This is a genomic window from Amycolatopsis sulphurea, from assembly GCF_002564045.1.
GTDB lineage: Bacteria > Actinomycetota > Actinomycetes > Mycobacteriales > Pseudonocardiaceae > Amycolatopsis > Amycolatopsis sulphurea.
Genome location: NZ_PDJK01000001.1, coordinates 1254360 through 1267692, shown reverse-complemented (window position 1 = coordinate 1267692; position 13333 = coordinate 1254360). Strand labels below are relative to the sequence as shown.

The 13333-nt window shown below is 70.2% G+C and carries 10 protein-coding genes and 2 pseudogenes; 4 read left to right on the top strand and 8 right to left on the bottom strand.

Annotation, left to right across the window (positions count from 1 at the left end; all coding sequences use genetic code 11):
- The first annotated feature begins 83 nt into the window (after positions 1 to 83).
- Positions 84 to 788, top strand: coding sequence for a FadR/GntR family transcriptional regulator (locus ATK36_RS05680; RefSeq protein ID WP_098510131.1), 705 nt, complete (start codon positions 84 to 86; stop codon positions 786 to 788).
- A gap of 628 nt (positions 789 to 1416) precedes the next feature.
- On the opposite strand, the pseudogene ATK36_RS05675 reads toward ATK36_RS05680, so the two are convergent.
- From ATK36_RS05675 to ATK36_RS05655, 5 genes and pseudogenes are all read right to left on the bottom strand, one after another.
- Positions 1417 to 2781 (bottom strand): annotated as a pseudogene (locus ATK36_RS05675) (aldehyde dehydrogenase family protein); the annotation flags it as partial.
- Complete coding sequence (locus tag ATK36_RS05670; protein WP_098510129.1) at positions 2778 to 4244, bottom strand: APC family permease; 1467 nt, start codon at positions 4242 to 4244, stop codon at positions 2778 to 2780. The gene ATK36_RS05670 and the pseudogene ATK36_RS05675, both read right to left, overlap by 4 nt.
- 139 nt (positions 4245 to 4383) lie before the next feature.
- Positions 4384 to 5739: a glutamine synthetase family protein gene (locus ATK36_RS05665; RefSeq protein WP_098510369.1), complete on the bottom strand. Its 1356-nt coding sequence runs from the start codon at positions 5737 to 5739 to the stop codon at positions 4384 to 4386.
- Positions 5736 to 6518, bottom strand: coding sequence for an SDR family NAD(P)-dependent oxidoreductase (locus ATK36_RS05660; RefSeq protein WP_098510128.1), 783 nt, complete (start codon positions 6516 to 6518; stop codon positions 5736 to 5738). The genes ATK36_RS05665 and ATK36_RS05660 overlap by 4 nt, the downstream gene beginning before the upstream one ends.
- Complete coding sequence (locus ATK36_RS05655) at positions 6502 to 7260, bottom strand: gamma-glutamyl-gamma-aminobutyrate hydrolase family protein (RefSeq protein WP_098510127.1); 759 nt, start codon at positions 7258 to 7260, stop codon at positions 6502 to 6504. Before ATK36_RS05655 ends, ATK36_RS05660 begins: the two co-directional genes overlap by 17 nt.
- A 223-nt stretch (positions 7261 to 7483) precedes the next feature.
- On the opposite strand from ATK36_RS05655, the pseudogene ATK36_RS05650 reads away from it, so the two are divergent.
- A pseudogene (locus ATK36_RS05650) lies at positions 7484 to 8176 on the top strand (hydroxypyruvate isomerase family protein); the annotation flags it as partial.
- A gap of 85 nt (positions 8177 to 8261) precedes the next feature.
- On the opposite strand, the gene ATK36_RS05645 reads toward ATK36_RS05650, so the two are convergent.
- Both ATK36_RS05645 and ATK36_RS31280 read right to left on the bottom strand, forming a co-directional pair.
- Positions 8262 to 9686: an amino acid permease gene (locus ATK36_RS05645; RefSeq protein WP_098510125.1), complete on the bottom strand. Its 1425-nt coding sequence runs from the start codon at positions 9684 to 9686 to the stop codon at positions 8262 to 8264.
- Positions 9687 to 9777: 91 nt separating this feature from the next.
- Positions 9778 to 9996 carry a hypothetical protein gene (locus tag ATK36_RS31280; protein ID WP_141544377.1) on the bottom strand — a complete coding sequence of 73 codons (219 nt, stop codon included), beginning with the start codon at positions 9994 to 9996 and terminating at the stop codon, positions 9778 to 9780.
- 212 nt (positions 9997 to 10208) lie between these two features.
- On the opposite strand from ATK36_RS31280, the gene ATK36_RS05640 reads away from it, so the two are divergent.
- Together ATK36_RS05640 and ATK36_RS05635 are read left to right on the top strand one after the other, a co-directional pair.
- Positions 10209 to 10892 carry a hypothetical protein gene (locus ATK36_RS05640; protein ID WP_098510124.1) on the top strand — a complete coding sequence of 228 codons (684 nt, stop codon included), beginning with the start codon at positions 10209 to 10211 and terminating at the stop codon, positions 10890 to 10892.
- 2 nt (positions 10893 to 10894) lie between these two features.
- Positions 10895 to 11530, top strand: a complete 636-nt coding sequence (locus ATK36_RS05635) for a helix-turn-helix domain-containing protein (protein WP_386999322.1) — start codon at positions 10895 to 10897, stop codon at positions 11528 to 11530.
- 59 nt (positions 11531 to 11589) lie between these two features.
- Here ATK36_RS05635 and ATK36_RS05630 read toward each other — a convergent pair whose 3' ends face one another.
- Positions 11590 to 13314 (bottom strand): thiamine pyrophosphate-binding protein, encoded by a 1725-nt coding sequence (locus ATK36_RS05630; protein WP_098510122.1) that lies wholly within the window; start codon positions 13312 to 13314, stop codon positions 11590 to 11592.
- Between the last annotated feature and the right edge of the window lie 19 nt (positions 13315 to 13333).

Genomic DNA, 13333 nt, shown 5'->3' with positions numbered 1-13333 from the left:
TCCCGCCGCCCGCGTGGAGCGGACGGGTGATCTGGAGGACAGGAAGAGTGGCCGCGGCGCGGTTTGGCTCTAATGTGGTACCTATGGACTTCGAGTTGACCTCGTCGACAGTCAGCGAGGACATCGCGCGGCGGGTGCGCACGCTGATCCACTCCGGGGAGCTGGGGCCGGGGGACCGGCTGCCGCCGGAGCGCGAGCTGTCGGAGCGGATGGGGGTCGGACGGGTCAGCCTGCGCGAGGCGATCCGGCTGCTGCAGGCGGGTGGTTACGTCGAGGTCCGGCGCGGCGCGACCGGCGGCACCTTCGTCACCGAGCTGAACCGGCCCTACGACGACTGGGTCCGCCAGATGCGCAGCCGGGTGGACGAGCTGGGCGACATCCTCGATCTGCGCATCGGCCTGGAGTCGCGGGCGGCCGCGCTGGCCGCCGGGCGCCGGACGGAGGCGCACCTGGCCGCCCTCGCCACCAGCATCGCCCAGCTGGCCGACGCGGACAGCCGCACGTCGTTCCGGGCGGCCGACGCCGCATTCCACAGCACCCTGGCCCGGGCCGCGCGCAACAAGCGCCTGGAAACCGCGATAAGCCAGGCCCGCGGCGAGATGTTCGTCCCGGTCGACCGGCTCGTCTACACCGAGCTGGTGGAGACGAGCCGGGCCGGGCACACCGCGGTATACGAGGCGGTCCGCGACCGCAACGCGGGGCTGGCCGCGAGCGCGATGGAGGCACACCTGGAGCAGACCCGCCTCGAACTGCACGAGGTGGTGTTCGGCAACGGCGTGCGCAGCTGACGCGCGCCCGGGACGGGCGGGGAGGTCCCGTACCGTGCGTGGCCGTTTCCCCTGGTGAGGCGGCTACTTCACCAGGGTGCCCGCCGGGTGTCGGCAAGGTCGGTGTGAGGGGCCTGCGCCGACCGTGGAGGTCTGTGAAGGGCCCCTTCACAGACCCCGAGACAGGTCCGGTGCACAGCGCGAGGTGGTCGCGCGTCTCGAACGCCTCCGCTTCGCCCGCTGCCGGGCGAAATCGACGAAGATGGCAGGCGTCGATGATGACGCGGCAGCCACGGCTCACTCTCTGCTGATCACGGGTCCTCGACCAACTTTGCCGGGACCCTGGACTCTGACCCGTAAATAGGTACCAAATCACCCTCTTGGGGCGCGTGGTTCCTATGGGACTGCTGAGGCACTCCCTATTTGCACCCCGAACCAGGCGCCCCAGCGGGGCACAAAGACTGAGTCCGTGAAGGGGCCCTTCACAGACCTGAAACAGGCCGGCGCACACCATTGCCGGGACCCTGAGGGGAACGAGGGGTCAGATCGGGAAGGCCGGATTGTCCACGCCGACGATCCGCGCGCCCCGGAAGAACCGCAGCAGCTCGGCGTCGCCGTGCGCGCCGGTGCCGCTGCCGCCCCAGAACCCCTGCGTCGACTCGGGGTGCAGGTCCAGCACGCTGGTGCCGTTGATCTTGACCTCTCCGCAGTCCAGCTGCGCGCCCAGGGCGAGGGCGGCGTCCAGATCGGCGCCGAACACATACCCGGCCAGCCCGGTGTGGCAGCGGTTGGCCAGTTCGACCGCTTCGCGGTCGCTGTGCGTGCGGTGCAGGGTCAGGACCGGGCCGAAAAGCTCGTCCAGCGTGTCGCCGGGGTCCGCGTCGTGCACGACCGCCGGGGCGTGGAACCAGCCCGGCAGATCGGGCAGGCCGGTGGTGCTCGTCGCGGTCGCGCCGTGCTGCGTCAGCCTTTTCACCGCGTCGGCGACCCGGTCGAACTGCGGGCGGTTGGCCTGCGGTCCCATCGTCGACGTCGGGTCGAGACAACTGCCGAGACGGATCGTCCGCAGCTGGTCGAGGATCGCGTCCCGCAACGCGTCGTGCAGCTCCGCCGGGACGAACACGCTGCCGGGGCTTTCGCACCATTGCCCGTTGAGCTTGGTGAAGCCGGCGACGAGCGCGTCCGCGGTGGCGGCCACGTCGGCGTCGGCTCGCACCACGACCGGGTTGTTGCTGCCGAGTTCCAGCTGCAGCGCGGTGCTGTGCCCGGCGGCGGCGCGGGCGATCTCGGCCCCCGCCACCCGGCCCCCGGTGAAGGCGAGCGCCCGGATCCGCGAGTCCTGGGCGAGCAGCTGCCCGGTTTCGGAGTCGCCGTGCACGAGCTGGAACAACGCCGGGGGCGCCTCGGCGTCCGCGATGGCCCCGGCCAGTACCTCGGCGAACAGCACCGGCCCGGACGGCGCCCAGCCGGACGGTTTGGCGATCACCGGTGCCCCGGCAGCGAGCGCGAAGGCGGTCTTCTTCGCCACGGTGAACGTGGACGCGTTCCACGGGGCGATCACCGCTGTCGGCCCCCACGGAAGGTGCAGCAGCCGCACCGGTCCGGTCGAACCGGAAAGGCTCTGTTCGCCGGGCTCGGCGGCCAGGCGGGTCGCCGCGGCGCGGAACACGTCCGGCAGTCCGTCGGCGAACATCCCGGTGACCGTGCGGACGACCCCGCTGGTGAGCGAATCTGCCGCGGCGATCTCGTCGAGCCGTGCTTCGAGGGCCGCGGCGACCCGCCGCAGGAAGGCGATCCGGTCGGTGATCGGGCTGGTGCGCCAGGAACCCTTGCGGTGCAAGGATTCCGCTGCGGCGATCGCCCGGTGCACCGCGTCCGGGGCGGTCTGCGTCCGAGCCTGCAGCGGCTCCCCGGTGTCCGGGTGGCACAGGGGCGCCTCCGGCAGCTCCGCGGGGACGGACCACTGCCCGTCGATGAGGTCGCGCTGAGCGGGCAGGGTGACGGTGGTGGTCACGGAGTCGGGTCCTTCGCGGTCGACGGGACGGGGGATTCGGTTCCGGTGGGTTCGTCGGTGGTGTCGGTGAGCAGTTGCGCGGCCGCGATGAGGCCCTCGCGCCGGGTCCGCCACAGCACGAGCGAGAGCACCAGGCCGAGCACGAGCCAGCCGGCCACGATCGCGGCGGCGAGGTTCAGCGGCCAGACCGGGAACGGCCAGACCGTGTAGTACAGGCCGACGAGCAGGATCGCGCTCGCCAGCACCGGCAGGAGCACGTGCTTGACCGGATGCCATTCGGCGCGGAACCGGGTGCGGAACAACCGGATCACCGAGAGGTTCCCCAGCACGTACACCACGATCACGCCGAGCGTGACGAACAGCCCGACGAAGCTGAACGCCCCGGTCGGCGTGAGCCAGGACCCGACGCCGAGGCAGACTGCGACGTTGAGCAGGGTGGTCGCGGTGAGCGCGGCGACCGGGGTCCGGTGCTTCGGATGCACCGCGGCCAGCCGCCGGGGCAGGATTCCGCTGCGCCCCAGCGTGTACAGCACCCGCGCGCCGGCATTCTGCCCCGCCAGCGCGGACGCCAGCGACGAGTTCAGCAGGGCCAGCGCGAGCAGCAGCCACGCCCAGCCGGAGAACCGGTCGGCGAGGGCGAAGAACGCGTTTTCCCCGGCACCGATGTCCGCGAGCGAACCGGTGCCCCAGCCGACCACCATCGCATAGCCGGCCAGCACCCACACCGCGCCGACCGCGATGATCGAGATCACCACGGTGCGGGGGATGGCCCGCCGCGGGTTCGCGGTCTCCTCGGCCAGCGGCGCCGCCGATTCGAAACCGGTGAACAGCAGGACGCCGAAGGCGAAGGCGAGAAACACCGTGTTCGTGCTCGATCCGGTGCCGGACAGCCGGAACGGATCGAAGGTGAACGCCGCGGATCCCGTGCGCACCAGCAGGAACACCGCGAACGCCACGATGATCAGGCTCTCCGCGATCCCGACCGCGACGGTCAGCCGGGCCGAGGGCTGGATCCCGCGCACCGTGGCGAAGTGCACGATCGCCAGCAGGACCAGGACGATCACCCACCACGGCAGGTGGAAGCCCAGGTTCTGCTCGATGACCGGTTCGAGAATGCCCGCGGTGAACAGCGTGGCGATGGTCGGGATCAGCGGGTCGTAGAGGAAATACGCCCACGCGGTCACGAACCCGGCCCGTTCGCCGAGGCCGTGACTGACGTAGCTGTAGTACCCGCCCGAAGAGGGCAGCTTGCGGGCGAGCATCGAGACACAGAGCCCGGTGAGCAGAATGGCGACCAGCGCCATCAGCAGGATCAACGGGACCGCGGCGCCGACCAGACCGGCCAGCTGCGGGCCGATGACGATGATCCCCAGCGCGGGGCCGAGATGGCTGACCGCCTGGAAGATCACCTCGCCCTGGCCGAGAACTCCCTTGTGCAGACCGGAAACGTCGTTGTTCGCCATGACTGACCACCTGGGGTGTGGGGACTAGATTCTGTTTCCTAAGCGGCGAAGCCGCTTGCTGTGGGCCGTGAACCGGCACCGCTGCGGGGTCTGAGGTTCCGCTACCCGCACCGCTGTGCAAGTCACTTCGAACCACTCCCTAAATGCTTTCGAAGTACCGTTCCCGGTCCCAATCGCCGACCGAGCGGAGGAAGACCCGCCATTCGTTGCGGGCGACGTCGGCGTAGTGCTTGGCGACGTCCTTGCCGAAGGCCGCGGCGGTGAAGGCGCTGCGGTCGAATCGCTCTGCCGCCTCGGCCAGAGTTTCCGGCAGGCCGGTGTCCTGCCCGGCGTAGGCGTCGCCGAGGCTGGGCTCGCCGGGCTCGGTGCCGTGGGACAGGCCGTCCCGCATGCTCGCCAAGACGGCGGCGGTGGCCAGGTACGGGTTGACGTCCGCGCCGGGTAGCCGCATCTCCAGCCGGTTGGCTTCGGGGGCACCGGTGATCAGCCGGCAGGTGGTGGTGCGGTTGTCGAAGCCCCAGGTCAGCCCGTTTCCGGCGAAATCGGTGCTGAGCAGGCGGCGCATCGAATTGATCGTCGGCGCGTACCAGAGCATCAGGTCCGGGGTGTGCTGGAGCAGACCGCCCACGGCGTGCCGCAGGGCGGGCGCGACGGTGCGGGCCGCCGCCGGGTCGTGGAACGGGTGCCCGCCCTCGGCGTCCTCGATCGACGCGTGCAGGTGGCAGGACGAGCCCATCCCGTCGGTCAGCGGCCGGGCCATGAAGGTGGCCGTCATCCCGTGCGCGCGGGCGAGTTCCTGGATCGCGCTCTTGTACAGCACGTGCCGGTCCGCGGTCTCCAGCGCGTCGCCGTATTCGAGGTTGATCTCCCACTGGCCGAGGCCGTATTCGGCCTGCGCCACCTCGACCGGGATCCCGCTCGCCTCCAGCGCCCGGCGGACCGTGCGGAAGAACGGTTCCAGCGCGTTGCCCGGCGCGATCGCGTAGTCCGAGCGCGCGAGAGTGGTGGGGGAGAGGTCGTGGTACCCGGCGCGGCGCAGCTCGTCCGGGGTGCCGTGGTAGAGGTGGAATTCCAGCTCGGTGGCGGTGTGCGCGGTGAGCCTGTCGCCCCGTAGCCGCCGGATCTGTTCGCCCAGCACGCTTCGCGGGGCGATCGGCAGCGGCTCGCCGGTGTGCTCGTCGACCGAATCGGCGAGGCAGATCGCGGTGTCCTCCAGCCAGGCCGCCCGGCGCAATGTGCCGAGATCGGGCCGCAGCCGGAAGTCGTGCCAGCCGGTGTGCGCGCCGGCGAAGTCGACCTGCAGCTCGTCCAGATCCTGTGTGACGTCCCAGGCGTACACGCAGGTGCACACGTGCAGCCCGGCTTCGCCTATGCGGCGGAACGAACGCACCGGCATCCGCTTGCCGAACAGCTTGCCGTAGAGGTCGACGCCGGCGACCACGACCGTGTCGATGCCCAGGGCGTCCAGTTCGGACAGTTCGAGCGGGCCGGTCATCGCGCCAGCCACCCGCCGTCGACCGGCAGCTGCGCGCCGCTGATGTAGGAGGCGTCGTCGGAGAGCAGGAAGGAGACCGCGGCGGCGATGTCGTCGGGGGTGCCCAGCCGCTGCACCAGCAGCCGCGATTGCATGGTCTCCAGCACCTCGGGCGAGTTCAGGTCCAGGCCGGGCAGGAAGTTGGTGGGCACCGGGCCGGGCGCGACCGCGTTGACCCGGACCTGGTGGCGCGCCAGCTCCACGGCGAGGGCCTTGGTCAGCATCTTGACCCCGCCCTTGGACGCGTTGTAGTGCACCTGCGCGAAGCCCTGCGAGGAGACCACCACCTCGGCCTCCACAGTGGACAGATTGACCACCGCGCCGCGCTGGGCCTTGCGGAAGTAGGGGATGGCCAGCTGGGTGACCACGTAGACGCCCTTGAGGTTGACGTCGAGGACCAGATCCCATTCCTCGTCGGTCAGCTCCTCCAGCGAGGACATCGTGATCAGGCCCGCGTTGTTCACCAGGTAGTCGAACCGGTCCCAGGCCGCGGCGGTGGCCTCGAACGCGGCCTTCACCGTGGCGCGGTCGCGCACGTCCGCGGCCAGCCCGAGCGCGGTGCCCCCGGCGTCCTCGATCGCCTTGGCGGTCTCCACCGCCCGCGCGTGGTCGAGGTCCACACAGGCGACCCGCGCGCCCTCGGCACCCAGCCGGCGGGCGATTCCGCGGCCGATGCCGGATCCGGCACCGGTCACGAACGCGACCCGGCCCGCGTGGCGTTGCTCAAGCGATGGCGACATGATCCCTCTCCCTGGAATGCGGTTCGCGGCGGTCTCGCCGCGCCCGGTCGACGAGCCAGAAGAACAGCGGATCCGGCTCGTCGAACATCTCCGGATGCCATTGGACACCGAGCACCGGCGCGTGCTCGGCTTCGATCGCCTCGATCACGCCGTCCGGCGCCCGGCCGATCGCACGGAGGCCTTCGCCGACCTCCTCGACCGCCTGGTGGTGCAGGCTGTTGACGAAGATTCCCGCGCCGAACAGCGAGTGCGGCACCGACCCGGCGGTGAACGCCACCGGATGCGCCCGGTGGTTGCGCGGATAGCCGAGGAAACTGTGCCCCTCCCCGGCATCCGGCGGCAGGTGCGGCACGAGCGTGCCACCGCGGGCGACGTTGATCAGCTGCGCGCCCCGGCAGATGCCGAGAACCGGGAGCCCGCTCGCCCACGCCGCGTCGAGCAGCGCGAACTCGAACTCGTCCCGGCGCGGCTCGGCCGGTCCGGCCTGCGGCCCCGGCGTGCGCCCGTAACCGCGGGGGTCGAGATCGGCTCCCCCGGACAGCACCAGCCCGTCGAGCCGCCCGGCCACCCCGGCCGGTTCGCTCTCGGCGCTGAGCAGCACCGGGACGCCGCCGGCGGCGGCCACCGAACGCGCGTAGTCGGCGAAGAACACCTCCACGGACGCGTCTTCGACCACCTGCGGGAACCCGGGCCCGGCGAGCTGCCGGCGCCCGCTGATCCCGATCAGAGGCTTATGGAACATAGGAATGAGATTAGAACCTTTGACCGCCCGGGTCAAACCCCTTCTGCCGAGTTCTGCCGAGTTCGCCCGGGGAGGCAGGTTCCTGTCGAAAGCTGTGAAGGGGCCCTTCACGGACTCAGAGTCCGTGAAGGGCCCCTTCACAGCCTGCTCGGGAGGCGGGGGATCACCTGGCGACGGTGGTCGATGAGGTCTCGGCCCAGCTCCGGGTGCACGGCGCCGGAGCTGGCCGTTCGACAGTGCCGACCCGGGGCCTGCCGAGGTGGCCGGGTTCGTGCGGTCGATCGAGCGGGCCGGGGTGCAGCTGACCGGGCTCAACTTCTACGCGGGTGACCTGGCGGCGGGGGAGCGTGGGGTGGTCTCCTGGGTCGGCCGGGAGGCGGAGTTCCGGGCTGCGCTGACGATCGCTCTCGGGATTGCTGAGCGGCTCGGGTGTCGAAGCTTCAATGCGTTGTATGGCAACCGAATTCCTGGCGTTCGACCGTCCGAACAGGACGATCTCGCGCTGGTTCAGCTGCGTGCGGCGGCGGAGGCGGCGGCCGGGATTGGTGCGCAGCTGGTGATCGAGCCGCTGTCGGGGGTGCCGGACTATCCACTTCGGACGGCCGCCGATGTGCTGGCCGTGCTCGACCGGGTCGGGCTGGAGAACGTGCGGTTGCTGGCTGATCTGTACCACCTGGCGGTCAACGGCGACGACCTCGGCGCGGTGATCGCTGCGCACACGCCGCGGATCGGGCACGTGCAGATCGCCGACGTCCCGGGGCGGCACCAGCCGGGTACCGGGCAGTTGGATCTGGCCGGATGCCTGGAGAAACTGCAGGCGGCAGGTTACCGTGGCCACGTCGGAGTGGAGTACGAACCGGATGGATCCACAGTGGACTCACTGGCGTGGCTGCCGCGGGAACGGCGGGGCTGCTGAGGAGCTGCACCGGCCGCGGGGTGGTGGGGCGTCGGGTCAATCAACCCCTCGGGAACCCCCTCCCAAAGACCAGCACTCCCGACGATCATCCCACCCCACGCCGACGCAGATGCCTCCGCACAAGCGGCCAGAACGCCGCGATCACCGCGAGCGACACGATGCTCGTCCACACCTGGGTGCGAGCGTCGTCATCGGTCAGGAGCATGACTGCGACGATCGCGACGACGCCGGTCACGGTCAGGATACCCAGCCACGGGTGGAGCCACATCCGCAGTTTCAGCCCGGCGCGCTGCTCGGGCGTCATCTTCTGCCGCATCCGCATCTGGGTGCACGCGATGAAGGTGTAGACGAACAACGCGACCAGGCCGGCGGAGTTCATGACGAAATCGAAGATGCCGGAATCCGGCGCGACGAAGTTGACGACGACCGCGACGTAGCCGCCGATCGTGGACGCCAGCACGGCCACGGCAGGTACGCCCGCCTTGCTCTTGCGCGCCACGAAGCGCGGCGCGAGGCCCTGTTCGGCGAGTGCGGAGAACATTCGGCCCGCCGAATACAACCCTGAATTGAGCACAGAACAGGCGGCGGTGAGCACCACCGCGTTCATCACCAGCCCGGCGCCGGGCAGCCCGAACAGCGCGAAGGCGTGCGCGAACGGCCCTTCCTGCTGGGGATCGGGCAGCTCGTTCCACGGCACGATGGTGACGATCAGCAGCACCCCGCCGACGAAGAACAGCAGGATCCGCCAGATCACCGTGCTTACCGCCTGCCGCACGCCCCTGGCCGGGTCCTCCGATTCGGCCGCGGCCATCACCGCGATCTCGGTACCGAAGTAGGAGAAGATCACGATCGCCACCCCGCTGAGCACGGGCCACCAGCCGCTCGGCGCGAATCCGCCGTGTGCCCAGAGGTTGGGGAGCGCGAAGTGCGCCTTCGGCCAGAGCCCGAACGCGAACAGCGTGCCTACGCTGAGGAATACGACGATCGCGGCGACCTTGATGCCGGCCAGCCAATATTCGACTTCGCCGAAGGAACGGGCGGACACGAGGTTCGTGGTGGTGAAAACCAGCAGCAGCACCACGGAGAACACCCATTGTGGCACGGCCGGGAACCAGCCGTTGAGCACCGAGCCGCCGACCACCGATTCGAACGCGATGACGCCGATCCAGTAGTACCAGTACAGCCAGCCGACGAGGTAGCCCGCCCAGTCGCCGAGCCCGGCTCTGGCGTACTCCATGAACGACCCGATGGCCGGGCGCGCCGCGGCCATCTCGCCGAGCATCCGCATGGCGAGGAACACGAGCAGCCCGCCGAGCAGGTACGACACGACCGCCGCCGGGCCAACCGACCGCACCACGTTGCCCGAACCGACGAACAGGCTCGCCCCGATGATCCCGCCGAGCGCGATCATCGTGATGTGCCGGGACCGGAGCTTCTTGCCGCCGCCCGCGGGAGAATCGCCGCCGGTGTCCGGATTTTCCGTGCTCTGCGCCGCACCGCGATCGGCCATCGATCGTCTTCTTTCTCGCGTCGCGGACCTGCTGCCGAATCCGCCGAGGGTAGGCCGTTACGCACGGGCCGGCGACGCCGTGCGTCGGTGATCATCCGAATGGATCAGCCTCACGCCGGCCGGACGCGCGGACCATTCTCGACCGTACGAGACGGCCGTTGCCGCGTTCGAGCCGGAATTCAATGCCGATGTTCCGGCGAATCCGGGCGCTGATCCGGATGGAACGCAGCTGCGCGGTGCGGTCCAGCCGGAGGACGAGCCAGCACATCAGCCCTGTGAGGACAGCTATGCAGAATGCGATCGCGATCAAGGGAGACCTCTTTCGTTCGTGTCGCACTGCCTTTCCGCTCGGCCGTGCGCAGGCAGCTGGAGTTGTCGGAAGTTGTCGGAACCGGTATCGGTAATCACACACCGGTGAGCCCACGCCTGGCGGCCGGAAAATCATGATGGTGTGTCGTGTGGGTTCGGCCGCTGCCTGCGACAGAGGATCCTCTCCGACAACCGCAGTCGGGAGGGGTGCACATGACGCAGATCGACGACGCCGACGACCGTGCCGAAGGAGACGCCGCGTTGTTCGAGCAACTGCGTGTGGCGGGATTCTCGGGGCCGAGCTGGCGGCTGGCGACGAGGGAAATCGCCGCGTATTGCCAGACGGTCGTCGGAGCCTGGGTCGAGACCCGGGAGATCTTCCGGCGGTGCCGGCGCCGCGGCTATGTGCTGCGGCATCAGTCGCTGATACTGGGCCGGCCGGAGATCCGCGACCTGGTCACCGACACTGTGGTCGACGGACTGAACATGTTCCGGAGGCGCGCGATGGCCGGCAAGGGGTGGCGGCCCGGGGGAGGAACTTCCCTGGCCAGCTGGGTGACCGACGATTGTGTCGAGGTGTTCCCGAACGTCTGGCGCCGCTTTCTCACCGCGACGGAGCCGTGCCGGAGACTGGAAGCACAGGCGCTGCTGACCGAACTCGAAGTCCTGCGTCCGACGGCCGAACGGTCGGCAGAGGACCGGCACCTGGCCGTCGTTGCCGGGGCGGACCTCCTCCAGCATGTCAAACCGGCGGTCCGGCAGGCGATCGAGCTGCTCGCGCTCGGGTACTCCCAGCGTGAGGCATGCGAGATCGTCGGCTGTGCGCTGACGCCGCGTGCCCTGGAGGGACAATTGCGCCGGCTGCGGCTGCGCTTGCGTACGGCAGAGGAGGCATGAACGTGGACGCGAGTTCTCAACGTGCGGCTTTGCGAGTCGTTCCCCGCCACGACGGCAAAGCGATCCATCAGGTCACGGATCTCCTCGCGGCCTCGTCGTTCGGAACCGAGGCGGCGCAGGCCCTGCGGCGGCGGGCGGCGGCGCTGGAACCGGAGGTGGCCGACCGCATCGACGGGACGGCTCCGCCGTACTCGGTGCCCGAAGCCGTCCCGCCGGCCGAGCGGGGCGAGTACGCGGCGGCGTTGGCCTGCCACCTGAGCGGCGTGACACCTCCACAGCTCGAATACTGGGCTCAGACCGGGCTGGTCGTGCCGAGCGGCGGCACCCGGGCGCGCCGTTCGTACACGGTGCACGATCTGCTTTTGCTGAAGGTGGTCGTGCGGTTGCTCAACACCGGTGTGTCCGTCCGGAACATCCGGGTTGCCTTGGCGCACTTGAGGATCCGCACGACTGCGCAATTGCAGGAGATCACCTTGTTCAGCGACGGTGCCAGCGTCTACGAGTGCACCTCACCCGAGGAGATCGTGGATCTGCTCAAGGACGGACGGGGAATGTTCGGTATCGCGGTGGCCGGTGCCCTGCAGGAGCTGCTTGCCGTGATGAAGGACGAGGTCCCGGACTTCGCCGGCTCGGAGTGACCGCGACGGCCGGACGTGACCTGATCGGCGTGAACGCGCCGATCAGGTCACGAAGCTCCTCACCCGAGACCTCCCCGCTCCGCCTCGTCCCACCCGCGCAATACGTGCAGATCCGGCAGATCCGCCAGCCCCGCCCGGAAATCGGGGGAGGGCACCTCGCCGCTGGTCTGCACGTCGATCAAGGCCGGCGCGTTCGCCAGCGCGAGGCGGATGGCCGGGGCCAGATCCTCGATCCGGGTGACGTGCTGGGCGTGCAGCCCGAGCGCGTCGGCGAGGCGGTCGTAGCGGCAGCCCGGCAATTCGGTGTTGAAGTGGGGGTTCGAGGCGTAGTTCTCCACGTGGTCGAGGCGTTCGATGTTCCACGCCTGGTTGTTGGCGATGATGAACACCGGCTGCGCACCCGACCGCCGGGCGGTGTCGAGTTCGAGTGCGTTGAAGCCGAACGCGCCGTCTCCGATCACGGCGACGACGCGGCGGCCAGGGTGGATCAGGGAAGCGGCCACGGCGAACGGCACGCCGACGCCGAGCGAGCCGAACGTGCCGGTGTCCAGCCGGGCGGGCGGGCGCAGGCCCACCCGCGCGAAGGACAGGATGTCGCCGCCATCGGCGATGAGCAGGGCCGACGGGTCGTCGAGGGTGCGGTTGAGGACTTCGAGCATCGCGTTCGGGTGGATGCGGCCGTCCGGGCCGTACGGGGTGGCGCGGGCCTTGCCGGCCCAGTCGTCCCGTCGCCGGTGGTCGTCCGCGCGGAGCTGCGAGTGCCACTCGGTGTCGGGATCGTGCGGTGTGACGTCCAAGCCGGTCAGCGCGGGAAGAACCCGGCCGGGATCGCCCTTCACCTCGATGTCGGGTGCCCGGTTTTCCGTCAGCTCCTCGAAAGTACGGCCGATGCGGACGAACGTGCGCGCGGACCGGAAGACCGCGGGGGAGCCGTAACCGAGCGAGAAGTCGAGCCGCCTGCCGATCGTGATCACCGTGTCGGCCTGGGCCATCGCGGCGGAACGGACGGCCGGGACGTAACCGGCGTGCGTCGGGGGCACCAGGCCGCGGCTTTCCGGGGTGTCGAGGTAGAGGGCGCCGGTCGCGTCCAGGAAGTCCACGAGCGCGGGCGGGTGCTCCGCGGCGCCGCGACCGCTGATCACGATGGGGCGGCGGCTTTCCCGGATGGCCGCGGCGGCGGCGTGGAGTGCTCCGTGATCGGGATTCACCGGGCCGGCGGCATTGCGGGCCCTGGTCGGCTCGTCCGGGCGGTACCACCGTGCGGCGCCGCGCAGGACGTCCACGGGAAAGTCCAGATAGGACGGACCGGCGGGGCCGTCCTCCCCGAGCGCGGCGGCGACGGCGGCGTGCAGGAACGGCAGCACCTGCCGGTCGTGCCGGACGGTCCGGGCGAAACGGGTGAGGGGGCGGACCAGCTCGGCTTGATCGAGTTCTTCGAGCGCGCCGAGGCCGAGCTGATCGCTTGGCGGCACCGCGGACAGCACCAGGATCGGCGAACGCGCGTAGCCGGCGGCGGCGATGCCGGTGACGGCGTTCGTCAGGCCGGGCCCCGTGGTGACCGTGGCGACCGCGAGCCGTCCGGTGAGGTCGGCTTCGGCCTGTGCCATGTGGACGGCGGCGGCCTCGTGCCGGACATCGACCACCTGCAGGCCGGCGTGGGTGACCGCTTCCCAGATCGGCTTGATGTGGCTGCCGGTGAGTCCGTAGACCCGCCGGACCCCGGCTTGCGCCAGGAACGCCGCGACCGCTTGGGCGACGGTGGGCGGAGAGGATGGCTTGGGCACGGTGAATTCTCCTCGGGGA